Here is a 23,746-nt window from a genome sequence, read left to right on the forward strand (position 1 = left end):
ACCCCTTTCCATTCCGAACAGGGAAGTTAAGCCCGTTTGCGCCGATGGTACTGCTATACCAAGTGGGAGAGTAGGTCGCCGCCTTCCTTGAAGGCCCTTTACACATGTAAAGGGCCTTTTTTTGTTTATACCCCCTTGTTCTCTTCATCTACATTTAATGGGTTTTCTAAAAATTGATATATTTAGAAAAACAACCTTCCAAACCCAATGAGCAACGATCCTCAAAACAAAAAATTCAAGCAATGGCTTGATATTCTACAGCAAGAAAGTTGGCAATTAGAGCTAATCATTTCCGGTTTTGCGATTTATGGACTGTTCATGGTTATTGAACCGATTGAAATCGCAAGTGCAGAAGCACAGAACAACGATAATATGTATCGCATATTTATGATGCAGGGATTGTTGATTTCGTGGTATATACTTACCATAAACCTGTTGATTCATGTAATTTTAAGAGGTTTGTGGATCGGCGCTATTGGATTACGTTATGTCTCTGGAGACATTGATTATGATGAATTGAATTACAGCCCAAAATTTAAAAATCATCTACTTAAGCGAGTTGGTTCTTTTGATAATTACGTAGCCAAACTTGAAAAATATTGCAGTATTATTTTTGCCGTTACCTTTCTATTACTTTTTTATTTGCTGGGTTTATTGGCATTGTCATTTTTATTTACCCTTCTAGGACTATGGATAGATAGCGAAAATACTTCATATACGATCCGCTATTGGGTTGCGATTCCTTTGATAATAGCTTTAGGAATAGGTACAGTTTTGACTTTTATTGACTTTGTCACACAAGGGTGGTTAAAACGAAAAAAATGGACAAGCTGGTTTTATTATCCAATATATTGGCTGTTTAAATACCTAACCCTGTCATTTTTATATCGCCCAATCGTATACAATTTTTTGGATACTAGATTTGGACGCAGATTAAGTCTGGTTTTGGTACCCTTGTATTTGGGGTTGACCATTTTGGCAGGAACAGGGTTCAGTACCTCCAATTATTGGCATAAAGATTTGAGTTCCAATGCATTTATAGCGAATATGGAAAATTATGATGATTCGGTGTCGAAAAATACGACCTATGTCAATTTAGCTTCTATACCTTCTAAAGTAATTACCGATGGATTTTTGAGCGTTTTCATTGTATATGGGCGTACAATTGAAGACGATGTTTTTTATTTTAATGAGAATCTGAAGCCAGAAAAGGACAAACGTGGCTTACATTCTACCTTTCAAACAGGTAAAATAGGATGGCAAGACCGACGAAAGCTTCTTAAGGAGTATATGGCTACACTAAAAGAAATGTACCGACTTAAGATAGATAGTACCTCATATGACTTTGATTTTGTTTTCACCCAAAATAAAAGGGAACAAGAGGGTTTTGAAACCTTTTTGGATATAGATCAGTTGGTAAATGGAAAACATGTGTTGGAAGTGACCAGAAAAGACCATCAAGAGGATAGTGTTTATTATCGTAAGATTATTACAATACCATTTTGGTATTATCCGGAGTAAACCCGGACAACTATTTAATCATAAAAAAGCTAAATATACCCCACCAATATGTTTAATTTAGAGCAAACAAGTAACCCATGAGAACATATCTAGCCTTCTTTCTAATTTGTTTTAGTATTACCATTAATGCCCAGCAAGGCAAATTAAAAGCCTTGGTCGGTGGAACATTGATAGATGGTTTTGGTTCAGAACCTATAAAGAACAGCGTAATATTAATTGAAGGAGAGCGCATTAAGGCAGTTGGCACCATAGCAACACTTCCCGTTCCAAATAATGCAGAAGTCATCTCAACAGAAGGAATGAGTGTCCTTCCCGGACTTTGGGATATGCATGTGCATACGATGATCAATGGCCATGCAGATTATACGTATTGGGACAAAACCTATCCTCCATTATTTGAAGATGTAATCATGCCATCCTCTGCCCATCAACTTTTAATGGCCGGAGTAACTAGTGCAAGGGATTTGGGAGCACCATTAAAAGAAAGTATCTCGGTACGAGATAGAATCAACAATGGCGAAATACCTGGAGCAACTTTATATGTTTCTGGACCCTTTATCCAACATAAACCTTATCCGGGAACTGAAGATTTTCGCTGGGGAGTCAATAGCCCTGAAGATGGAAAACGAAAAATTAAAAAACTGGCAGATGCTGGTGTTGATGTCATAAAATTGATAGATCAAGACCAAATGACCATGGAAGAATTGAAAGCTGTGGTCGATGAGGCACATAAACATAATTTAAAGGTGGTGGCTCATGGTCATCGACCAGAAGAAATTAGAAGGGGATTAAAAGTGGGAGTTGATTGTTTTGAACATACAGGTTTGTCTTCAGCGCCCAAATATCCGGATGATGTCATGGAAATGATCAAGGAACGGACGGCTCAGATGAACAAAGGGCCGTTATTTTGGTGTCCAACCGTTGAAGGTTTGTACAACTATGAATATGTAAGGGATAATCGTGAAAAGTTAGATGATGATTCATGGCACTTGGGTTTACCTGATAGTGTTATTACCGATATTAAAAACAGCATTAAACACCCGGACAGATTGCCATATTTCCAACTTACACCCTCACGAAAGCCCACTTTAAAAACTAAAATCCAACAACTTTTGGATGCTGGAGTTGTGTTGTTAGTAGGTACAGACAGTGGTATTCCCATGAAATTCCATAGCCAATCTACATGGAATGAGCTTGATGTATGGGTGAATGAATTTGGTATTGACCCCATGTATGCGATACGTTCTGCTACCTATTGGCCTGCCCTTTGGATGGGTGTTGCCGATGATGTAGGCACTATCACACCTGGAAAATATGCCGACATTATAGCGGTAGATGGCGACGTTATGCGATATATTAGTTTGTTGCAAGATGTTGATATGGTCATCAAACACGGCAAACGTTATAAATAGGTTTTTTTGACTTCCAACCCCAAAGCTGTTTTACTAGAAGAAAAATGGAATGCATATTCCCATGCAATGGGAATTGTACTTTCGATTATAGGGTTCATTTTCTTTTTAAAAAAGGATTTAACAAGTACACCCTATTTACACAGTAGCATTGTCACCTATAGTATTTCGTTACTATTGTTATTTTCAGCTTCGACGATTTATCACGCTGTGGAGAATCCAAAACTCAAAAAGAAGCTTCGGATTTTGGATCATATCAGCATATATTATTTAATAGCAGGCACCTATACGCCAGTTTGTTTAACCCTTCTGCCAGATTCAAAAGGCTGGTTGTTATTCTATTTAGTTTGGGGAATAGCCTTATTAGGAACTATTTTAAAATTGTTTTTTACCGGAAAATTTGGGGCTTTTTCGTTGGTGCTTTATGGTGTTATGGGCTGGTTGGTTATTATCGATTTGAAATTTATATTGGAAAACATGTCTTCTCAAGGATTATTTTTATTGGCATTGGGAGGAGCTTTCTACACTATTGGAATAGTCTTTTACGCAATCAAGAAAATCCCATACAATCATTTAATTTGGCACTTTTTTGTGCTAGGTGGTGCGATAAGTCATTGGGCGTTGATTTTAATAGAAATCTTGAGTTGATTTGTTTCAAGATTATATAAAATAAGCAATCCCGACTCCTAAGATTATCACCATCAGTTTTCGCAAATTAAACGAATGTCCCTGAGAACTCTCAAATAGAATTATGGTAGATACATGAAGAAATACCCCAATAGCCAAGGCTGTAAAAATGGATGCATAGGCTTCCATCCAGGAAGATTGCGCCAAATAACTTCCGATTGGGGTCATCAATGAAAAGGCAGCAATAAACAGGATAATGGAACTTTTTTTCAATTTGGAGTTGACCAAAAAGATGCTAAGGATAATGGCTACGGGTATTTTGTGAATCAAGATTCCATATAAAATGGAATTATCGCCATGAATCGGCACTCCTTCAATTAACGCATGCACCGATAAACTTAGAAATAGCAAAAGGGGGAATCTGTTCTTTTCCAAATCTAAATGTACATGCCCGTGTTCGGCACCTTTGGAAAAGAACTCCAAGAAAATCTGAAGTAAAATCCCTGCCAATATAAAAACAGCAATTTTTTTGGGACTTTGGTTTTCATATACCTCTGGTAGCAGTTCAAAAAATGTCAGTGCCAATAGAAAAGCCCCACTAAATGCCAGTAATAATTTAATATTCTTCTTGCCTTTAGGCCGAGATATCCAAACGAAAAGAAAACTGGCCCATACGGCCAAAATAGGTGCTATAAAAATCAAAGCAAAGGGAAAATTCATATGCGGTGTTGAAGGGATAAAAATAGCCTATTTTTACCAAAATATTTTTGCTAATTATGGCAGGTAATTTTAAAATGTTGGCCAAAACCTTCTATGGATTTGAACCTATTCTAGCCAAAGAGCTTCGTGATTTGGGGGCTGGCCATGTAAAGGAAGGGGTTAGGAATGTCACATTCGAAGGGGATACCGGATTTATGTACAAGGCCAATCTTTGTTTACGGACGGCATTAAAAATATTTAAACCGATAGCGACTTTTAAGGTATTAAACGAAAAAGAACTATACCAAAACGTTAATCGAATAAATTGGCCCAAGTATTTTGATTGCGGCAAAACCTTTGCCATTGATACCACTATGCATTCAGATGTGTTCAATAACTCTTTATTTGTTTCCCAAAAAGTGAAGGATGCTTTGGTTGATAAATTCAGGGCGGTCGAGCGGCAGCGCCCAAATGTCAATACCCATGATCCAGATGTTCGAATCAATGTCCATTTGTACAAAAACTTTTGTTCAGTGTCCTTGGATAGTTCAGGCAGTTCATTGCACCAAAGAGGTTACCGAATAGCAACCAACATAGCACCCATAAATGAGGTATTGGCAGCAGGGTTGTTACTGAGCAGTGGTTGGGACGGAGAAACGGACTTTATGGACCCCATGTGTGGTAGCGGTACGTTTTTAATAGAAGCGGGGATGATAGCCTGCAATATTCCCGCAAATATCAATCGGGAAAACTATGCATTTATGCATTGGAATGATTATGATGATGAGCTGCATAATAAAATAGTTGATGCCAGTTTAAATAAGACCAGAGAGTTCCATTATAAGATTATTGGATATGATAAGGCACCTTCCGCGGTTCGCAAAGCCCAAGAAAATGTGGATAATGCCAACCTTTCTGAATATATATCCATTGAGCGAAAAGATTTTTTTAGGACGGAAAAACCCATTGATGCAAAATTGCACATGGTATTTAATCCACCTTATGGGGAACGTCTTCAGATAGATGTTGAAGATTTTTATTCAAAAATAGGGGATACGTTAAAACAACAATATCCAGATACCAATGCATGGTTGATTACTTCAAACTTGGAAGCGTTGAAGTATGTAGGACTCAGACCCTCGAGAAAGATAAAAACCTATAACGGGAAACTGGAGTCCAGGTTAGTGAAATATGAAATGTATGCTGGAAGTAAGAAAGCGAAGTTTAACCCAGATGGGCAGGAGGCAAAATCATAAAATTTTGTCTTTTATTTATTCAAATTATTTATCCGACCAAACAGCAAGCTCATTACCCGAAGGATCAGTAAAATGAAACCTACGCCCACCTGGAAAGGAGAAGATTTCTTTCACCACTTTTCCACCGGCTCCAACAATCTTTTCTTGAATGTGTAAAAGATTTTCATGATATAGCACAATCAATGCGCCATTGACAATAGCTTCATCGCTTGTTTCAAACCCACCTTCGAGTCCACTTTCTGAAAATGCCGTATACGTTGGACCATAATCGGTGAATGTCCACCCAAAACAATGCGAATAGAATGTTTTCGTTTTTTCGAGGTCAGAAGCCTTGAATTCAATATAATTGATTGGGGTGTTTTCGGATTTCATGTTGGCAATTTAATATTAGAAAATTACAGCAGTCCTACGTACAGTAATTTAGTTTTGTTCGGGGTCGGATGGTTCTTCTTTTTTCTTATTTGATTTTTTGTAAAAAGGAATTAAATAGGAAATGGAATAGTTATAGTTTACTCCAAAATTACTTCCATCGGTAACTTTGTTGAATCCAGGAATCCAAAGGTTAGGAAAACGTTCTTCTTCCTTATTGGTCACCAAAAACCCTAAACGAGCACTCATACCCACATAAATGTTGGCAAACAGCTCTACTTTGACACCAGCAACAAATTCGAGCCATGAGGCTGTAAGACCACTGAATTCTTCGCTATTTTGTACTCCTGCTAAAAACCCATCTGGATTAAAGAATCTATTGCTGTCAAAAATGTTGTATTCGTTCAACGTTTGGCTAAAACTTGCAACGGCATAACGTCCACCAATGGTAATGGAATTGTTCATACCGAACCAATTTTCATAGCTATTAATTTCAGCTCCAACCTTTAAGTAACTTCCCGAAGAGGTATAGTTGTAGAGCAGGGTATTTCCCAAACCTTCGTTTTGCGTTTTCTCTTCATTACCCAGTTCGGCCGCCAAATACAACTTTTGAGTTAACCTATAATCTCCTACCAACTCCAGACCTGTATAATCTTCATCTGCAAATGACAAAACCAACTTGCTTATGTCCACCCCGGCACGCAGGCCATACTCCTGTTTATATTCAACGGTATCCTTAGGCTGAAGGTCAATGGGCTTATCTTGGCATATTCCGGTAAAGGAAATTGCAAAGCAAAAGAAGCTAATGAAATATCTTAACATGGATATTATTGGAGTTTTCTATAGTTTGTTGCACAATTGTAATGTCTTGAATCCAATTGGAAGCGCTGGCGGGTAATATCACGTCAATCTCATCATAGTTGGCTACAAAGCCACAAGCTCTGGATACAAAAGCCTCACGCATGTTATAGGAAATTGTAAGAGTGTCTATATTACCTGTTTCATCACCGGTAGTGTCATCATCGGCCGAATTTGTTATAAATGCAAATTGGGTACTTGCGGCATCAATACGCAAAGGAATTCCAATGGAGTCCAAACTGCTTGTGCGATCAGCGATGGTGTTGATATTGCTGTCAAGAATGACCTCTTTTATGCGCAAAGCGGGCACATCTTTGGATTGGGTTGTATCATTTATATCAAAAAAACCAATAACCAAAAGGGGAGTATCCCCAGCTACACATATATCATCTTTTTCACAAGAAGCCACATTAAAAAACAAGAAGGCTATCAGTAAGATGGGAAGTATTTTTTTCATGCTAAAACTAAAAATAGATTTCATCAAAAATTATACCCGTTTTTCCAAAAGTACAACATTTTCAACGTGGTGAGTCTGGGGAAACATGTCAACGGGCTGAACCTTGGTAACTTTGTAATTTTCATCCAAAAGAGCCAAATCCCTGGCCTGGGTTGCGCTGTTGCAGCTCACATATACGATTTTTTTGGGTGCTGCCGATAAAAGTTGTTCCACAACCAGTTTATGCATTCCATCACGTGGTGGGTCCGTGATTACCACATCTGGATTCCCATGTTGTTCAATAAATTCATTATTGAATACATTTTTCATGTCACCAACATAAAATTCAACATTGGAAATATTGTTGTTGACAGCATTTGTTTTGGCATCTTCAATCGCTTCTGGGACTGACTCCACACCAATTACTTTTTTTGCATATTTTGAAACAAATTGTGCAATGGTACCCGTTCCTGTATATAGATCATAGACCAACTCACTTCCGGTCAACCCTGCAAAATCCCGAGTTATTTTATAAAGTTCGTATGCCTGTTCAGAATTGGTCTGATAAAAAGATTTGGCATTTATCTTGAACCTTAAGCTTTCCATTTCTTCAAAAATATGATCTCTTCCAGCAAAGCAGATTACCTCTTGATCATAAAGAGTATCATTTTGCTTTTGGTTGATGACATATAGCAATGCGGTAATTTCAGGGAATTTTTGAGCTATATGATTTAGTAACAGTTCCCTTTTTTCCTGGTCATCATCACGAAACTGGATGAGTAGCATAATCTCTCCGGTTGAAGCGGTACGCAACATCATGGTGCGTAGTAGACCCTCTTGTTTTCTTGGATTGAAAAATGAAAGCCCATTTTCAATGGCAAAATTCCGTATCTCTAATCGGATTGCATTTGAGGGATCTTGCTGAAGATGACATTTTTTAACATCTAAAATTTTGTCCCACATCCCCGGGATATGAAATCCCAGTGCATTTCTGTCTTCAATTGGAATTTCGGAATCGATTTCTTCTTGGGTTAACCAGCGACTATCTGAAAAAGAGAATTCCATCTTGTTTCGATAGAAATATTGCTTTTCGGAACCTAGAATTGGGGTTATTTCGGGTAATTCAATATTACCAATGCGTTTTAAATTATTTTCAACTTCCTTCTGTTTAAAAAAGAGTTGATGTTCATAACCCATATGCTGCCATTTGCACCCACCACATACTCCAAAGTGCTCGCATTGTGGGGTAGTTCTTTTATCAGAAAGCGTATGAAAGTTTGTTGCAACACCCTCAAAAAAGGACTTACGCTTTTTGGTAGTTTGTACATCAACTACATCTCCAGGCACGGCATTGGATAAAAAAATCACCCTTCCATCAGGGGCTTTACCAACAGATTTTCCTTTGGCTCCAGCATCGACAACTTCGACGTTCTCAAACGTTATTCGCTTGTTTTTTCTACGCATGGCGCAAAAGTAAGCATAGGTTTTTATACAGAACTACTAACTTGTATAATGAAAAGGATAAAATCTACATTTTTTTGAACCTTTTTAATAATTCAGCGTCTTTGAGTTATATCCGAGCTAATTAAATGCAGGAAAAAGAACGTATAGTTGATGGTAAACTTGTTGCGGATTTTCAATCTGGTAACAAACAGGCATTGATGACCTTAGTGAAACGTTGGCACAAAAGCTTTTGCGATAAAGCGTATTGGATTGTTAAAGACGCGGATATGGCAAAGGATATCGCCCAGGATTGCTGGCAAATCATTATCGATAAGCTTGAAATGCTAAAAGATCCTGAAAGCTTTGGTGCATGGGCAATGCGAATTGTTTATACCAAGTCTATTGATGCCATCAAAATAAAGAATAAAGCAGATACCATGCGTAATCAATTGGCTCAAGAAAGTATTGAGGAAGTTGAATCATCATATACGGAAAGTCTAAAACAAGACTTGCTAAAGACGGTGAACGCATTACCCGAACATCAACAAATGGTTGTCCGTTTGTTTTATGTTCAGGACTATTCGCTAAAGGAAATTAGCAGAATTTTGGATATTTCGATTGGAACTGCTAAATCCAGGCTGTATCACGCTAGAGAAAAATTAAAAACAATAATTAAAAATAGAAGTCATGAAAACTAATATGAAAGACATAGACAAATTAATTAAAGAGACTTTAACTAAAGAAGAGGCTAAGTTTTATGATGAATTGGATGAGCAAAACCTTTTTCAAATGCTTGGCGGATTGTTTAAAGGAAAAAACTCTTGGCTAGCATTGATTATGAATGTTATAAATGCGGTGGTCTTTGGGTTGCTTATTTATTGCATAATACAAACGTTTGATGTGGAAAACACCAACGATTTAATTCTATGGGTAGGAGGTGTTTTAGTATGTTTTTTAACCATTAGCATGTTAAAAATTTATATGTGGATGCAAATTCATAGGAATGCATTAATGAGAGAAATAAAAAGATTGGAGTTGCTGATATCTGCCCAAGTCCAAAAAAGATAGGATGAATGAATCAAATTTGATGAAATTCCCAAATATTTAATATTTTAGCGGCTCTTCAGGGATGATTTCTCTCCCACGCTGCTTTTTCGAGTCCTCGAAAGAATAAAGGTATTGTAGGAATGGTTGTTTTATTAATTTAATTATAACTAAAATGGCTGTTTTAGAGCATTTAACATCGCAACATGCGATAGATTTAGAAAACAAGTATGGAGCCCAGAACTATCACCCGCTACCCGTTGTATTAAGTAGGGGAGAAGGTGTTTATGTATGGGATGTAGAAGGCAACAAGTATTACGATTTTTTGTCTGCCTACTCGGCGGTTAACCAAGGGCATTGCCATCCAAAGATTATTGCCGCCCTTAAGAACCAAGCTGAAAAGCTTACCCTTACTTCCCGTGCATTTTATAATGATATGTTGGGGAAGTATGAAGAATTTGTGACCCAATATTTTGGTTTTGACAAATTGTTACCGATGAATACCGGTGCTGAAGCCGTAGAAACCGCGCTAAAGTTGGCCAGAAAATGGGCATATGAGAAAAAAGGTGTTCCAACAAATCAGGCCAAGATAATTGTGTGCCAAAACAATTTTCATGGCCGTACGATTTCAATTATTTCAGCATCGAACGATCCTGTGGCCACTGAAAACTTTGGCCCGTTTACTCCTGGTATTGTTTCCATCCGTTATAACGATATCAGTGCACTACAAGAGGCATTAAAAGACGAAAACGTTGCTGCATTTTTGGTTGAACCTATACAGGGAGAAGCAGGGGTTTATGTTCCTGCGGAAAATTATATAGGTGAGGCATATGACTTGTGTAAGTCCCATAATGTACTCTTTATGGCAGATGAAGTGCAAACAGGTATTGCAAGAACTGGTAAACTTTTGGCGGTTGACCATGAAGGTATAAAGCCAGATGTGCTGATTTTGGGCAAAGCCATTTCTGGTGGGGTATTGCCTGTATCGGCTGTTCTGGCCAACAATGAGATTATGGAGGTCATTAGACCCGGTAATCATGGTTCTACCTTCGGTGGAAACCCCTTGGCCTGTGCTGTGGCAACGGCTGCCCTGGAAGTGGTAGAAGAAGAAGGGCTGGCCCAAAACGCATCGGAATTGGGAGAGCTATTTCGTAAAGAAATGGAAAAACTCATTCAAGAAACCAATTTGGTACGTTTGGTTAGGGGAAAAGGTCTTTTAAATGCCATTGTGATCAATGATTCTGAGGACAGTTCCACTGCCTGGGAAATTTGTATGGCTTTGAAAGAAAACGGTCTTTTGGCAAAGCCGACCCATGGGAACATTATCCGATTTGCGCCACCTCTGGTAATGAACAGGGAGCAATTATTGGAGTGCGTTTCCATTATTTCAAAAACACTTCGAGAGTTCGAAAAATAGAAAAAAGCCCCATATGGGGCTTTTTTATTATACTATTTTGCTGTTTTTAGGGAGCAGAATTTCCTTCTTTTGTTCTTGCTCTACGCAGTTGACGTTGGATTTTTCGTATTGCGGACTCAATAGATTTTTCAGGTTCAATGATATTGTATTCCCCCCAAAAATCAGGATCGGAAAATCCTATGGCTTCATCACTTAAAATAATCGACTTTTTAATACGGTCCCTGTTTTTCGGAAGCTCACCGCTTAGGTTCTTTTCCCAATCTGTTACGGCCATTTCAGCGGTCATACTATATACTGAATTGAACAGCTTATCATCCCAGTCCACCTTAAATTCAAGAAGCACATTGCTATAACCGTAATACCATCTTCCGCCTTTTTCTCGATAATCTACCCTATAGGCAACCTCAGTGGGCCATACATCTACTTTTGCGGGTTTTCTTCTCACAAAAAGTTTGGCAGCTTTCACCTTATCGGTAATATTAAGCGTATAGATTGCACTCGTCAACGTCTTTTGGTCAACATCTATGAAAAGTTCACCAGCATAAAGTGGTTCCGAAATAGTCTCCAATTGGTCGAACCTAATCACATAAATTAATTTATCATTGATTCTAGTGGACCTGCTGAAGGTAAACCTGTAATTTTGAATGGATCCTTCGGAAAAAATATATTCTGGATATTTCATAATATCCACATATAAGGTATTGAAAGGTCCACCCTGAAGTTTAAGGGCTACCGTATCAAGTTTGCTGTAATCCGTACTTTTTCTTGCTTTATAAAGTTCCACGGCATCTCTGCGTATTGATGTATAGGGAGATTTATAAATATTTACCACAGCTTCAGACAGCGATACATTCCGCTTTCTCTTTTTTATGGTTTCCCGATAAAAAGCGGTCATCAAAGTAGGGTCGTCAAAATAATTATCCCCTTTACGAGCCAACGTTTCCCTAACCAAGGCTCTGGCATCCTTGGGTGCGTTGATGTTCACTTCGGTAAGCTCGGTAACAGAAACCACAAGCGAAATCTTGTTACGATTGGATTTAAGTTGTGCTATGGGAATGCTTTTGCTTTTATATCCCAAAAAAGAAACTATTACTGTGCCATCTTCTATTATGCTATTTGGAATTTTCAATTGAAAACTACCTTCTGTATTGGTAATGGTACTGATATTAGTTCCTTCAACGGAAAGGGTTGCAAATACAAGTGGTTTATTGGAAGAGGCATCCGTAACTTCACCTTTATATTGTGAGAAACTCTCTTGATCTTGAAATCCAAATGCCTTCGAAGTGCCCATTATCATCATAAGACATATGGAAAATGCCAATGTAAGGGTCTTGTGCTGAGGTTTTAACCATGGTCCATTCATAACAACTGCATTTTTTGATTAAAAAACTATTACTCTAAATTAATGATTTTTAATGATATAGCGAATGGATATGTATTCTATTCAAAATGCTTAAATCCACAAATTCGTATACATTACCATGGGTTAAAATTCCATTATCATGATTTCGCTCCTACCATAGTAGCATAAAAAGTGGAAAACTTAATCTACCATAAAAAGGGCATTGGCAAAAAACAGTTTTCCATTTTCCCAGAATCCTCGAAACAACGGATTGTCAACCATATAGATTACTTGACCTTTTCCAAAGGACTCCACTCCGAAAACCAAAGAGTTGCCCACTTTTTTTTGTGCATCACTTCCCGCAAATCCGGAAACTGGTTTGGTATTGCTCTCAAGATAAACGGCATTACCATTTTTTAAGTAATCGTAGCTCTCACTTCCTAATTTTAGGGTAAAATAATCCGTTCCATAACCATAACCTAAAGGATGGGTGTTGTCCACCTTGGTTTTGAAAATTGCGCCGGTGATGGCATTTTTTATGCGTTCCCTTTGGGTATTTTTGTGTGGCTTGGGCTTGTTTTTGGTAGAATCTTTGGGAATTTCTTTCTTTTTGATACTGAATCCTTTTTCACCATCTATTCCATTAATTGAGCCACCCATTGCTATCAATTTTCCACCACTTTTCACCCATTCCTTCAATTTTTTCAATTGATTTTCAGAAATGGCATTGTTGTAATTTCCTCCTGGAAGAATTAGGATTTGATAATCGTTTAAATCCACTTTTCCCCAATAATCACTATCGATAACAGTAAGTGGATAATGCAGTTGCTGTTCAAAAAAGTGCCAAATTTCTCCAAAACGCAGTGTCGAGGTTGGTTTACCAGATAGGATAGCGACCTTGGGTTTTGTGATCATTTGCACATAAGAAGACCCGAAATCCTTTCCTGAGTCTACAAAACCAGTAGGAGTAGATTGTAACTTGACATAATGCTTGGCAGCTATTTCTGTAAGCTTTGGAATAAAATCGTTTTTGTGTTTATTATCAGCTTTTGTTATAATCAGACTTCCTCTCTGATAAGATTTGCCATCTAGGGTAAAAGGATAATGGGTGTTGCGCACTCTAATGCCAGCGGTCAATAACTCGGCCAGAAATCTGGCATTTTTCATGCTCTTCCATTCGGACATATAGGCGTACGCATCTTGACGGATATCACCGTGATTTGCTTGCGAAACCGATTTATTATCCGGCTGTGCATTGATTTGACTGGTTGAGGCTATTGCATCCAATCCGTAGGCATATGGTAAGGACCAAGCGGTAATATCGTAAGTAAGTGAATCGCTCAATTTGGCATTGGGTTCAAACAGCACCTTTACCAGGGTACCTTTGGTTTGGTTTGTGGAAACCACGAGACTGTTATCGGATATAGCAGCACTCCCATTAGACCCTGTGGCATAATTGAACCCCTTGGCGGAGCCTTTGGACGGAGAACCAAACTTAATTTTATGTTTGTTGAGCAAAGCTTTAAGGGCGTCCATTTTATCGGAATTCCCATTAAGCACATAGCTTTTGTACTTGAAACTTCTGTTTTTATAGAATTTCCTGAACTCTGTATTTAATTTATCTGAATTGTTTGAGGACACTTCAATAGTAGATAAACCAGTGGTGTAGTGATGGGCAATTCTATCTTTTAAGGTGAGTGTATCACCAATTTTAGTTATTACTCCAAGACCTCCACGTCCGCTTCCACCTTGCTCATAGGTCATTCCAATGGCACCATTATAGGTAGGGTAGGTGTCCCCATAACTGGGATAGAAAAGATCAAAGATTTCCTTGGTAAAATAGAACCAGCCGTTGGCATCGAAATATTTGGCGTGGTTTTTTCCTAAAGTAACTTGAAAATCACGTTGAAAGTTGGTAATCACTTCGTGATAAGGCTCTGCCGCAGGCGCAAAATAGTATGGATTGTCCACTCCTTGCTCATGGAAGTCGACATGCACGTGAGGCAACCATTCATTATAAACTTTTATGCGGTTTTGACTTTCCACTTGGGTAAGCCAGGCCCAATCTCTGTTCAAATCAAACATATAGTGGTTGCTCCTTCCGTTCCACCAACCTTCATTATGCTCTTTACTATTGGGATCTACTTGATAGGGTGCATTTTTATATTGATTGTACCAATTGCTATATCGATCACGCCCATCTGGGTTGATACAGGGATCCATGATAACCACAGTATTTTCTAAATAAGAACTTTTGCTTGTCAACAAATCGAAAATGGTCTGCATGGATGCTTCCGTGCTTACACTTTCGTTTCCGTGTACATTATAACTTAGCCAAACTATGGCTTTTGATGAATTTCCCGTGCCTTCTGTATCCTTTAAATGCTCTTGTCTTATACTTTCTAGGTTGGAAATATTCTCTGCTGATGACACATAAACCAATAACAGCGGCCTGCGTTCATTGGTTTGGCCATAAACAGTGAGTTTTACCCTATCTGGCGCCTCTTTGGCCAGGTATTCATAATAATCCACCACTTCGTGGTGTCTGGTAAATTCAGTACCAAGTTCGTAACCCAAAAATTCTGAGGGTGATTGTAGTTGAGCCGTTGATACAATTGAAAACAGGAAGAACGATAACAGTAAAATTCTTGTCATTTAGAGTGAATTAGTCTATCCAAATCTAACAATAAATTAACGAACAAGCGGCCTTCTTTAATGACCATTGTCTGCCGTCTTTGAGCAATTAACGTATTTTTAGGAATAGAAAAAAAGAAGAGGTTTATCTTTAGCCCGATATTTCAACTTTAATGGAAGTAGATTGTATACCGTTTAAGGAAACAGGTTATTTTTCCAAACTTATTTGCGATTATCTGGACCAAGAAAAGGGATTGTCACCCTTTTTTAACAGATTTCCTGATATTAAGAACTTCAAGGATCAGATTGAGGAAAAGGAATCCCATTTTCCTGAAACATTTAGACCCATTTTGGTAAATGCACTTAAAGAGCAGCATCAAAATGTTAAGATTTCCGAAGCGACTGCCAATAATATAGCTCTTTTGGGTAATAAAAAGGCGTTTACCGTGGTCACTGGGCATCAGCTAAATCTATTTACGGGACCCTTGTACTTTTTGTACAAAATTATCTCCACGATAAATCTTACAAGGCAGTTAAAGGAGGCATATCCTACATATGATTTTGTTCCCGTGTATTGGATGGCCACTGAAGATCATGATTTTGAGGAGATCAATTATTTCAACTTTAGGGGAAAGAAGGTACAATGGAATCGAGATGCTGCCGGTGCAGTCGGAAAGTTGAGAACAGATGATTTACAAGTCGTTTTTAATACTTTTTCCTCTGAATTGGGTAGTTCTTCACAGGCAAAACAGTTGAAAGAACTTTTTCAACAAGCCTATTTGAAGCATGCGAATTTATCTGAAGCTACACGTTTTTTAGCCAATGAACTTTTTGGAGAACATGGTTTGGTAATCGTTGATGGAGATGATTCTGAATTAAAAAAATTGTTGACCTCATACGCCAAAAAAGACATTTTTGAACATATTTCTTATCAGAAGGTATCGGACTCTATTGAAGCACTAAAGAAAGTCTCCTCAGATTACACTATTCAAGTTAATCCTAGGGAAATAAATTATTTCTATTTGGCAGAGGGAGTCCGTGAGCGTATTGTTAAGGAAGATGAAAGTTACAAAGTTAACAACACCGATATTCAATTTTCACAAGGCGAATTGGAAGAGGAACTCCAAAATCACCCAGAACGATTTTCTCCAAATGTTATTGCCAGACCATTATATCAAGAAGCGATTTTACCAAACCTCTGTTATGTTGGAGGAGGAGGGGAGCTGGCCTATTGGTTGGAACTGAAGTCGTACTTTGAAGCAATGGAAATTCCCTTTCCCATGCTATTGCTTCGTAACTCGGCACTTGTGCTCACAGAAAAGCAGGCCAAGAGAGTAGAAAAATTGGATTTGAAGGTTTCAGATTTGTTTTTAAAGCAGAATAGTTTTATCAATAAGAAGATTAGAGAAATCTCGAATATCGATATTGATTTTTCAGCCCAAAAGAAACATTTAGAGGAGCAGTTCAGCTCCATGTACCAATTGGCAGAAGCAACCGATAAAACTTTTGTCGGCGCTGTAAAGGCACAAGAGGTAAAGCAGAAAAAAGGATTGGATGCTTTGGAAAAACGATTGTTAAAGGCTCAGAAAAGAAAGTTGAAAGATCATGTCATTCGAATGACAGATATTCAAAATGAGCTATTTCCTAACCAATCCCTGCAAGAGCGTCAGCTTAACTTTTCAGAATTGTATTTGGAAATGGGAGAAACGCTTATTCCTACCCTAATGGATTGCCTAAATCCACTTACAGATAAATTTATTGTGGTAAAGCATTAAATTTTAACCCGATTTAAACAGTTGATTTTCAATATATTGATAATTAATTTTATCAAGAAACGCGGTTTTTCCCAAAAAAAGACTGAAATAAGGTAGGGTATCTTTCCACCGAGTTGTTTTATACTTGAAAATTGCTATGAAATTTTCACAAACATGAGTGGTAAACTCATATGTTTAGGTTGGTTTTGATTTTATTTAAAAGCCCCGGAGTGGTTCCCGGGGCTTTTGTTTTTAATACATTTTTTAAAAGAAATCAGTTTCCACAGTTTGATGGGACATCATCAGCTATGGTTTTGGTGTCAATTAATCGATCAATTGTATTTGTACCTCTAACAGTAACTTCGATATAATCATTTCCGACTTCGGTTACTACACCTGTAAATTGGTTAAAAACAAATTGTGTGGTAATTTCATTCCCGGTTAGGGCCTGTCCGTCTTCTTGATAATTTCCTTTGATTCGAAATCTTTGGACAAACGGAATCTTTATATTTTCATAGGTTTGATAAATATCAGCGACAAGGGTAGCTTTTTGTGAGGGCACAATAATACTCCGCTTGGTGGATAAGGTTATGGTTTCTGAGGTTTCAAAGGCACCCGAAGTGGTACTGGTGCGTGTTTTGGATTCGCTGGCGGTATAAGTTTCGGAAACCGAACTGCTAATGGAAGTGCCGACTCCATAAAATTCAGCAGAAATTTCAGATTCCATCCCCACAGTCAAAGAATATTCTTCACTTGAACTTACCGACATCGACTCTTCCCATCCAAAAATAGATGTTGAGGTACGGGATTCTTCAACGCCCACTTCTTGTGATAATTGTCCACTACTACAATTCACCAGGGTGCTGTTATAGGCAAAAGCAGTTCCTGCGGGGGGAAGAATGGGTTGTAAGTGCTTGTATTCTATGGTTTGTATGTCCCAATTAATATCAAAAGCCATAATTCTAAAATAAAGTGGGGCGTTGTCTGTAGTATTTTCATTGGCATTTGGCAAACCACCATTGTTTTGGGCTATTGGGTTCCCTGTTTTGATAGAGGTAAAGGTGTATTGCCCTAGACCTACTTTCTCAACTTTGAATTTATAATTGTCCCTATCTGCTGTATCTGGAGTGTTGCCCCCATTCAATCTACGATTTTCCACACTTTGTATATTTAATCTATTATCGCCATTTAAATACCAATAATAAATGGCATCCCCATCATGAACAGAGATGTTATATACCCCTGGCTCATTTTCCACTTCTTCAAAGAAGAAAGTTGAATAATATTGTGCAGCACCGGGTCCGTTAGGCGGATCAGTTGAATAATCCAATTGATTTAATGTATATATTACCATAGGTCTGTCAACAAGGTTATCTTGATAATGCCATGATGTTGGCGCACCGTAAATATCACTAATCCCTTCTCGGACAACTTGCAAGTAATACGCAATGTCGTTACGTAAATTTATTTGGGCAAACTGGTCTTCGAGATTTTCATTGTCAATTTCCTGCTCATCTGGACTTGATTTAAAAATTACTTGAGAGATTGATGTTGAGGCCAGTTCATTGCCATTTTCATCTTTGATGACTATGGAAATATCTACACCTTTCAGCTCTTCTTTTGCTTCTTCAGATAATTCTTCATTTTTAAAGGATAGATAGGCGATATTGGTAAAAGGGTCTATGCTAACCGTATTTTCTTTTGGAATATCGCTTGCTGTGGCCGCAATGTTAATTTCTGCACTGGTAGGCTTATACCCTTTTTTGGCTATTTCCCTTGCACTGATGCTGAGGCCAATTTCTCCTTCGTCTTTTTCAATTTCATCTTCTGTGACACCATCACGGGTTTCTATTTTTTTGTTGGTACCATTTGGCAGGTTCTCGCCAGATTCATCTTTAGTACACGCTAGTATCGTAATAAGAAGTAATAAGGTAAAAAATCTACTTAATAATTTAATTGTTGTTTTCATCACTTTTTGTTTTGTGGTTAAACTTTTCTGAATGTTTTGTGTGACTCGCTCGGTAAACGGTCTGCAGCCCTTAGCCGAGCAAGACCACAAAACTTGTTATGTTCAAATGCATAACACCACAAACCTAAAACGCTGATTTAGAGCAATGAAAAAATGAGGGTGGACAACAGGTGGACACCTTAAAAATAAGTATGGGACAATAAGTGGACAGCTTTGTTAAAGCCGATATCTAAAGGCTTAACACCAAATCTTGAAGAGAGTCTTCTGTAGTGATGTCCAACTTTTTGCGAAGTCGATAACGGGCTTTTTTGATGCCTTCTGGTGAAATGTTGAGGATGTTGGCGATCTCTTTTGAGGATAAATTCATCTTTAAAAGCGCCAAAAGACGGAGTTCATTTGAAGTGACTTGAGGGTATTTTAATTTTATATTGCTATTGAAGTCCTTATGGACTTCTTCAAAATAGCGTGAGAAATTTTGCCAATTATTATCGTCCTGTAAATCAAAATTGATTGTTCTGATGAGTTGTTGGTACCCTTTTTTGGATTCTTCATTTTCTTTGAGCTCTTGGGCCTTTTGTTTTAAACTTTCCAAAACCTCATTCTTTTTGGCCAAATGCAGCGCGTGGGTGGTCAACTCCTTCTTTTTGAAGGCCAGTTCTGCATCAACTTTCTCTTTTTCGAGTTTGTTGCGTTTCAATTTTTGACGAATACCATAAAATCCAATGAGAGAAAGTACGAGCAAGCCCCCTAAAAGTATTTTTTGTAGTGTGCTTATTTCCGCTTTTTGTTCCAAAACAGTAATTTCTTTGTCTTGGAGCGCGATTTGTTGTTCCTTTTTTTCAGTATCATAAATGGTGCGCAATTCTTCTATTTGTTGCGATTTTTTTGCGTTGAAAATACTATCATTGATAAATTGATGTTTCTTTTGATCCAGATATGCATTCCTATATTGTTGAAGGTCGTGATATACTTCGGCCCTGTTTAAAGCTACTTCAGATAAAATTTCAGCCGCGTTTATTGAATCGGCCAAAGCAATGGACTTATTAAAATATGTGAGAGCCTGGTCAGCGTCACCTTTTTTCATATAGGTGTGTCCCAATTGCTTTAAATTAAGAGCAAGGTCATCCTTTGTTCCAAACTCCTTGTTTATGGGCAATCCTTCCTTGAGAATGGAAAGTGACTTTTCATAATTGCCCTTCTTTTTGTAAGCTTTTCCTAGATTGACCAAAACATAGCCTCTCATTATAGGAACTTCTTTTTCTTTCGCGATGTCCAGGGTTTTTAAAAAATTTTCGATGGCCAAATCATAATTACCAAGTTCTAAATGCACATTACCAATATCTGAGTAGGTATGGCCCATATGTACAACGTCATCTATTCCATCATAAATAAGTAAAGCTCGGTCAAAGTATTCCAAAGCTTTTTCATAATTCTCTAAACCCATTTCAGCATATCCAACCCGAACCGCAGCGGTGGCGGTATGTATTTTAAGTTGTAATGTGTTGGATTTTGAACTTAAACTGTCAAATAGTTTTAAGGATTCAATGGAGTATTTGACTCCAAGGTTATAGTCTCCCTTATTAATATAAGCCAAGGATTTGTTCCCAAGTCTGTTCGCTAGGTTGTCCCAATGTTTATATTTTCTAGAATAATCAATTCCAATATTATAATATTCGATTGCTTTTTGATAATTCCCTGCGGTGTATTCTACGACCCCCAAGGCATTTGTCATTTTTACTATGTATTCTTCGTGATCAATACGTTTAAAAATGGAAAGCGCCTCATTAATAAAGTATCTAGCAGAATCATTTTTACCGATGGTTTGATAATAACCGGCCCCCAAATAGTAATTGGCGAATCCTTCGCCATCCGCAAAATCCAATTTTTTAGAAAGCTTAAGGCTTTGTTCTATATATTTTTTGGCCTTGCCTGGATCCGTATAAAACTCTTCTAAAAACAGTTCTTCCAAGGTGGCGACTTTTAAGGTGTCATCCTTTTGCGTTTTAAGAACGTTTCGGAGGCTATCCAATCTTTGGTTTTCCTGCGCATTCACCCACAAACTAAAGTTGATCAAAAGAAAGAAGAGGAGTTTGGAGGTTTTCATAGCGGTTGGATTACCTTTTAAAAGTAGGTAATAACTTCCAACTTTTTGAAAAAGAATCAGTTACTTGAAAAATTTTATGTTTAAAGTGATAACACCAAATCCTGTAGGGAATCCTCAGTAGTGATGTCCAATTTTTTACGGAGCCTATAGCGCGCTTTTTTGATTCCCTCGGGTGAAATATTGAGGATATTGGCAATCTCTTTTGAGGATAAATTCATTTTTAAAAGAGCCAAAAGGCGCAGCTCGTTTGAAGTAACTTGTGGGTACTTTGATTTTATATTGCTGTTGAAGTCTTTATGGACCTCTTCAAAATAGCGTGAGAAGTTTTGCCAATTGTTATCATCCTGCAAATCAAAATTGATGGTCCGAATAAGTTGCTGATACCCTTTCTTGGATTCTTCATTTTCTTTGAGTTCTTGAGCCTTTTGTTTTAAACTTTCCAATACTTCGTTCTTTTTGGCCAAGTGCAAGGCATGTGTAGTGAGTTCCTTCTTTTTAAAGGCCAGTTCTACATCAACTTTCTCTTTTTCTAGTTTGTTTCGCTTCAATTTTTGACGGATTCCGTAAAAGCCAATAAGTGACAACACCAAAAGCCCTCCTAAAAGTATTTTTTGCAATGTGCTTATTTCCGCTTTTTGTTCTAAAACGGTAATCTCTTTGTCTTGGAGAGCGATTTGTTGTTCTTTTTTTTCGGTATCATATTTGGTTCGCAATTCTTCTACCTGTTTGATTTTTTTCTGTTCAAATACTGTATCGCTGAGTCTTTTAAATTCTTTGAATTCTGCAAGGGCATTTTCATAGTTCTTCAACCCTTCTAAAGATTTAGCTTTTTCCTTATGAATTGAAAATATGAACCCTGGACTGTTGGCTGCTTCCCTGGCTAGTTCCATACATTCATTAAAAGTTTCCAGCCCCTCTCTATATTGACCATTTGAGTTGTAAGCACTTCCTAAATAATATAATGAACGAACCAAAGCTACGGGCCTAGTGGTCTCTCGATGGATTTTGACTGCTTGTTCCAACCAGGAAATGGCTTCACTATAATTTTCTTCGGCTGCAAAAGCCCGTCCCATGTTTCGTGATGCACCACCTTCAAGCATAGAATTCTTAACTTCTTTTGATAACGCAATACTCTCTTTTAAGTATTTTTTGGCTTTTTCATAATCCTTGAGAGCAACATAATTCTGGCCAACAGCATTGCAAGTAACGGCTTGGTATAATTTGTCGTTTTGTTCCCTATAGATTTCTAGAGCCTGTAATGTGTACTCGTTGGATTTTTTATACTTTCCAAAGGTTCCTTCCAAGCTGGCCAGTCCATTTAAAGCATCTGCTTTGCGAAGAGGTTTATCAATTTTTTCATAAATAGATAACGCCTTAAATATATATTCATAGGCTTTCTCCTTTTCACCCTTATACTCATAAAGCCCCCCAACAAAGTTATATTCCATTGCCAATCCGGCAGAATCACCCAAGACCTTCCTTTTCTCAATGTTGTCCAAGGAAATTTCAAGGGCATAATCATATCTAGCTTCTTCAAACTCTAAAATGGATAAGGCGTAATTCAGTTTTATTTCATCCTGAATATTACCTTCAGTTTTAAAAATATCCAGGGCTGCAATGTAGTTGGTTCGAGCAGAATCCACATGACCACGATACTTATAATAATCACCCAAATCATAATGAGCCTCAGCCACTCCGATTTTAAAGTCCAATTGTTGTGATAAACTTAGCCGCTCATGAGCGTAAGCCTTTGCTTTGTCAACTTCTTTGGTAATGGTTTCATCAAAAAGCTCTCCCAAAATGGACACCTTGAGGGTATCATTCGGCAATTGACTATACACTGAAAGTAAACTATCCAGTTTTTGACTTTCTTGAGCAATAATGTTTAAGCAGAAGCTAAACGAAATGAAGAAGAAGAGTTTTGAGGTTTTCATGGAGGTTGGTTTACTTCTTAAAAATAGAGAATAAAAACAACCTATTGAAAAAGAATGGATTAACTAAATAAATCTGTAAAATGAGCCTTTACCTCAAAGAGTGTCGCATCTTGCATAGTATCAAAACGTAGGTCGGCATTACCAACTCGGTCTTCGGGCCCGATTCCCACACTATAAAACCCACCAGCTTTGGCAGCATCGATACCTTTTTCAGCATCTTCGAAAACAACACATTCCTCCGGCTGAAGGTTTAATTTTTCTGCCCCAAAAAGAAAAATATCGGGTTCAGGTTTACTTTTGGTTACACTATGTCCATCACCAACAATATCAAAATATGGCTTGGCGTTTAATTGTTCAAGTACCTTCTCAGCATTCTTGCTAGAACTACCAAGAGCAACGGCAAAACCTTCAGTTCTTAAATGAGTCAATAATTCTTTGGCACCAGGCAAATAATCGTCCGGTGTCATTTCATCCAAACTTTTTACATAGATGTCATTCTTGATATTGGCCAAATCGGATTTCTCCGAATCATCCAAAGAAATGCCATTGTGAGCAAGTATAACCTGTATGGAGTCTAATCGTGAGATACCACGAAGTTGATCATTTATTTCCCGGTCAAAATTCCAACCCTTTTCATCAGTCAGCGATTTCCAAGCTTCAAAATGCAATTCAGCGGTATCGGTAATTACCCCGTCCAAGTCGAAAATAAACCCTTTAATCATTTTGGTGTGTTTAGTAGCGCAAAGAAATGAGGAAAAATGTTAAGAAAAAAACCACAGCACATTATATTATTAAACTTCCATTAATGGCGATTGAATTTTACCATAACCCCAAATTTTCAAGTTTTTTTTGAATATCTGACACAAAATTTGACGGTGTATTGAAGAAAAGATGGGTCTTGAAAGATAGCCAGAATACCTTTTGAAAACC

The 23,746-nt window shown here is 37.7% G+C and carries 19 protein-coding genes and 1 rRNA gene; 9 read left to right on the forward strand and 11 right to left on the reverse strand.

Translation table 11 applies throughout. The features are described 5' to 3' along the window. The 4 genes from rrf to IAG46_RS00020 all read left to right on the forward strand — a co-directional run. Window positions 1–87 (forward strand): 5S ribosomal RNA (gene rrf, locus IAG46_RS00005); the annotation flags it as partial. A gap of 120 nt (window positions 88–207) precedes the next feature. Further along, window positions 208–1,521 carry a hypothetical protein gene (locus tag IAG46_RS00010; RefSeq protein WP_190808272.1) on the forward strand — a complete coding sequence of 438 codons (1,314 nt, stop codon included), beginning with the start codon at window positions 208–210 and terminating at the stop codon, window positions 1,519–1,521. Window positions 1,522–1,598: 77 nt separating this feature from the next. Continuing rightward, complete coding sequence (locus tag IAG46_RS00015) at window positions 1,599–2,933, forward strand: amidohydrolase family protein (RefSeq protein ID WP_190808273.1); 1,335 nt, start codon at window positions 1,599–1,601, stop codon at window positions 2,931–2,933. Between the two features lie 6 nt (window positions 2,934–2,939). Further along, window positions 2,940–3,578, forward strand: coding sequence for a hemolysin III family protein (locus IAG46_RS00020; protein WP_223826527.1), 639 nt, complete (start codon window positions 2,940–2,942; stop codon window positions 3,576–3,578). Window positions 3,579–3,590: 12 nt separating this feature from the next. Here the strand turns inward: IAG46_RS00020 and IAG46_RS00025 are convergent, their stop codons facing one another. Further along, window positions 3,591–4,277, reverse strand: a complete 687-nt coding sequence (locus tag IAG46_RS00025; RefSeq protein WP_190808274.1) for a ZIP family metal transporter — start codon at window positions 4,275–4,277, stop codon at window positions 3,591–3,593. Window positions 4,278–4,333: 56 nt separating this feature from the next. Here IAG46_RS00025 and IAG46_RS00030 point away from each other — a divergent pair, with 56 nt between their 5' ends. Then, complete coding sequence (locus tag IAG46_RS00030) at window positions 4,334–5,512, forward strand: class I SAM-dependent RNA methyltransferase (protein WP_190808275.1); 1,179 nt, start codon at window positions 4,334–4,336, stop codon at window positions 5,510–5,512. 24 nt (window positions 5,513–5,536) lie between these two features. On the opposite strand, the gene IAG46_RS00035 is transcribed toward IAG46_RS00030, so the two are convergent. The 4 genes from IAG46_RS00035 to rlmD are packed head-to-tail and all read right to left on the reverse strand — an operon-like array spanning window position 5,537 to window position 8,639. Then, the gene (locus tag IAG46_RS00035; RefSeq protein ID WP_190808276.1) at window positions 5,537–5,884 is read right to left on the reverse strand and encodes a VOC family protein; all 348 of its coding nucleotides are present in this window, start codon (window positions 5,882–5,884) and stop codon (window positions 5,537–5,539) included. A gap of 48 nt (window positions 5,885–5,932) precedes the next feature. Further along, on the reverse strand, window positions 5,933–6,703 hold the full coding sequence (locus IAG46_RS00040; RefSeq protein WP_190808277.1) for a DUF6048 family protein: 771 nt from the start codon (window positions 6,701–6,703) through the stop codon (window positions 5,933–5,935). Further along, entirely contained in the window at window positions 6,684–7,196 is a 513-nt protein-coding gene (locus IAG46_RS00045) for a DUF6452 family protein (RefSeq protein ID WP_190808278.1), read from the reverse strand. The genes IAG46_RS00040 and IAG46_RS00045 overlap by 20 nt, the downstream gene beginning before the upstream one ends. A 30-nt stretch (window positions 7,197–7,226) precedes the next feature. Further along, window positions 7,227–8,639: a 23S rRNA (uracil(1939)-C(5))-methyltransferase RlmD gene (gene rlmD, locus IAG46_RS00050; RefSeq protein WP_190808279.1), complete on the reverse strand. Its 1,413-nt coding sequence runs from the start codon at window positions 8,637–8,639 to the stop codon at window positions 7,227–7,229. A gap of 125 nt (window positions 8,640–8,764) precedes the next feature. On the opposite strand from rlmD, the gene IAG46_RS00055 reads away from it, so the two are divergent. The 3 genes from IAG46_RS00055 (at window position 8,765) to rocD (ending at window position 11,079) form a co-directional block, all read left to right on the forward strand. Next, entirely contained in the window at window positions 8,765–9,316 is a 552-nt protein-coding gene (locus IAG46_RS00055) for an RNA polymerase sigma factor (RefSeq protein WP_190808280.1), read from the forward strand. Next, window positions 9,306–9,686, forward strand: a complete 381-nt coding sequence (locus IAG46_RS00060; protein ID WP_190808281.1) for a DUF6768 family protein — start codon at window positions 9,306–9,308, stop codon at window positions 9,684–9,686. Before IAG46_RS00055 ends, IAG46_RS00060 begins: the two co-directional genes overlap by 11 nt. Window positions 9,687–9,837: 151 nt before the next feature. Then, a complete protein-coding gene (gene rocD, locus IAG46_RS00065) occupies window positions 9,838–11,079 on the forward strand; it encodes an ornithine--oxo-acid transaminase (RefSeq protein ID WP_190808282.1) in 1,242 nt (413 codons plus the stop codon). 46 nt (window positions 11,080–11,125) lie between these two features. On the opposite strand, the gene IAG46_RS00070 is transcribed toward rocD, so the two are convergent. Together IAG46_RS00070 and IAG46_RS00075 are read right to left on the reverse strand one after the other, a co-directional pair. Further along, entirely contained in the window at window positions 11,126–12,379 is a 1,254-nt protein-coding gene (locus tag IAG46_RS00070) for a carboxypeptidase-like regulatory domain-containing protein (RefSeq protein ID WP_223826604.1), read from the reverse strand. Between the two features lie 243 nt (window positions 12,380–12,622). Further along, on the reverse strand, window positions 12,623–15,076 hold the full coding sequence (locus IAG46_RS00075; protein WP_190808284.1) for a M14 family zinc carboxypeptidase: 2,454 nt from the start codon (window positions 15,074–15,076) through the stop codon (window positions 12,623–12,625). A 152-nt stretch (window positions 15,077–15,228) separates the two neighbouring features. Here IAG46_RS00075 and bshC point away from each other — a divergent pair, with 152 nt between their 5' ends. Continuing rightward, window positions 15,229–16,830 carry a bacillithiol biosynthesis cysteine-adding enzyme BshC gene (bshC, locus tag IAG46_RS00080; RefSeq protein ID WP_190808285.1) on the forward strand — a complete coding sequence of 534 codons (1,602 nt, stop codon included), beginning with the start codon at window positions 15,229–15,231 and terminating at the stop codon, window positions 16,828–16,830. Window positions 16,831–17,083: 253 nt separating this feature from the next. Here bshC and IAG46_RS00085 read toward each other — a convergent pair whose 3' ends face one another. The 4 genes from IAG46_RS00085 to pgmB all read right to left on the reverse strand — a co-directional run bounded on the left by IAG46_RS00085 (window position 17,084) and on the right by pgmB (window position 23,538). Next, complete coding sequence (locus IAG46_RS00085; RefSeq protein WP_190808286.1) at window positions 17,084–18,778, reverse strand: hypothetical protein; 1,695 nt, start codon at window positions 18,776–18,778, stop codon at window positions 17,084–17,086. Window positions 18,779–19,007: 229 nt separating this feature from the next. Continuing rightward, a complete protein-coding gene (locus IAG46_RS00090; RefSeq protein ID WP_190808287.1) occupies window positions 19,008–20,882 on the reverse strand; it encodes a tetratricopeptide repeat protein in 1,875 nt (624 codons plus the stop codon). A gap of 80 nt (window positions 20,883–20,962) precedes the next feature. Further along, window positions 20,963–22,816, reverse strand: coding sequence for a tetratricopeptide repeat protein (locus IAG46_RS00095; RefSeq protein WP_190808288.1), 1,854 nt, complete (start codon window positions 22,814–22,816; stop codon window positions 20,963–20,965). Window positions 22,817–22,875: 59 nt separating this feature from the next. Then, the gene (gene pgmB, locus IAG46_RS00100; RefSeq protein WP_190808289.1) at window positions 22,876–23,538 is read right to left on the reverse strand and encodes a beta-phosphoglucomutase; all 663 of its coding nucleotides are present in this window, start codon (window positions 23,536–23,538) and stop codon (window positions 22,876–22,878) included. Window positions 23,539–23,746 lie beyond the last annotated feature (208 nt).

Origin of the sequence: Flagellimonas sp. S3867 (assembly GCF_014698935.1) — a bacterium.
Classification (GTDB): Bacteria; Bacteroidota; Bacteroidia; order Flavobacteriales; family Flavobacteriaceae; genus Flagellimonas.

Coding starts and splice junctions, on each gene's coding strand:
- rocD (WP_190808282.1), top strand. CDS start 9,838: ATGGCTGTTTTAGAGCATTTAACATCGCAACATGCGATAGATTTAGAA.
- IAG46_RS00055 (WP_190808280.1), top strand. CDS start 8,765: ATGCAGGAAAAAGAACGTATAGTTGATGGTAAACTTGTTGCGGATTTT.
- rlmD (WP_190808279.1), bottom strand. CDS start 8,639: ATGCGTAGAAAAAACAAGCGAATAACGTTTGAGAACGTCGAAGTTGTC.
- IAG46_RS00075 (WP_190808284.1), bottom strand. CDS start 15,076: ATGACAAGAATTTTACTGTTATCGTTCTTCCTGTTTTCAATTGTATCA.
- IAG46_RS00030 (WP_190808275.1), top strand. CDS start 4,334: ATGGCAGGTAATTTTAAAATGTTGGCCAAAACCTTCTATGGATTTGAA.
- IAG46_RS00085 (WP_190808286.1), bottom strand. CDS start 18,778: ATGAAAACAACAATTAAATTATTAAGTAGATTTTTTACCTTATTACTT.
- IAG46_RS00035 (WP_190808276.1), bottom strand. CDS start 5,884: ATGAAATCCGAAAACACCCCAATCAATTATATTGAATTCAAGGCTTCT.
- IAG46_RS00025 (WP_190808274.1), bottom strand. CDS start 4,277: ATGAATTTTCCCTTTGCTTTGATTTTTATAGCACCTATTTTGGCCGTA.
- IAG46_RS00040 (WP_190808277.1), bottom strand. CDS start 6,703: ATGTTAAGATATTTCATTAGCTTCTTTTGCTTTGCAATTTCCTTTACC.
- IAG46_RS00095 (WP_190808288.1), bottom strand. CDS start 22,816: ATGAAAACCTCAAAACTCTTCTTCTTCATTTCGTTTAGCTTCTGCTTA.
- bshC (WP_190808285.1), top strand. CDS start 15,229: ATGGAAGTAGATTGTATACCGTTTAAGGAAACAGGTTATTTTTCCAAA.
- IAG46_RS00070 (WP_223826604.1), bottom strand. CDS start 12,379: ATGATGATAATGGGCACTTCGAAGGCATTTGGATTTCAAGATCAAGAG.
- IAG46_RS00015 (WP_190808273.1), top strand. CDS start 1,599: ATGAGAACATATCTAGCCTTCTTTCTAATTTGTTTTAGTATTACCATT.
- IAG46_RS00090 (WP_190808287.1), bottom strand. CDS start 20,882: ATGAAAACCTCCAAACTCCTCTTCTTTCTTTTGATCAACTTTAGTTTG.
- IAG46_RS00045 (WP_190808278.1), bottom strand. CDS start 7,196: ATGAAAAAAATACTTCCCATCTTACTGATAGCCTTCTTGTTTTTTAAT.
- IAG46_RS00010 (WP_190808272.1), top strand. CDS start 208: ATGAGCAACGATCCTCAAAACAAAAAATTCAAGCAATGGCTTGATATT.
- IAG46_RS00060 (WP_190808281.1), top strand. CDS start 9,306: ATGAAAACTAATATGAAAGACATAGACAAATTAATTAAAGAGACTTTA.
- pgmB (WP_190808289.1), bottom strand. CDS start 23,538: ATGATTAAAGGGTTTATTTTCGACTTGGACGGGGTAATTACCGATACC.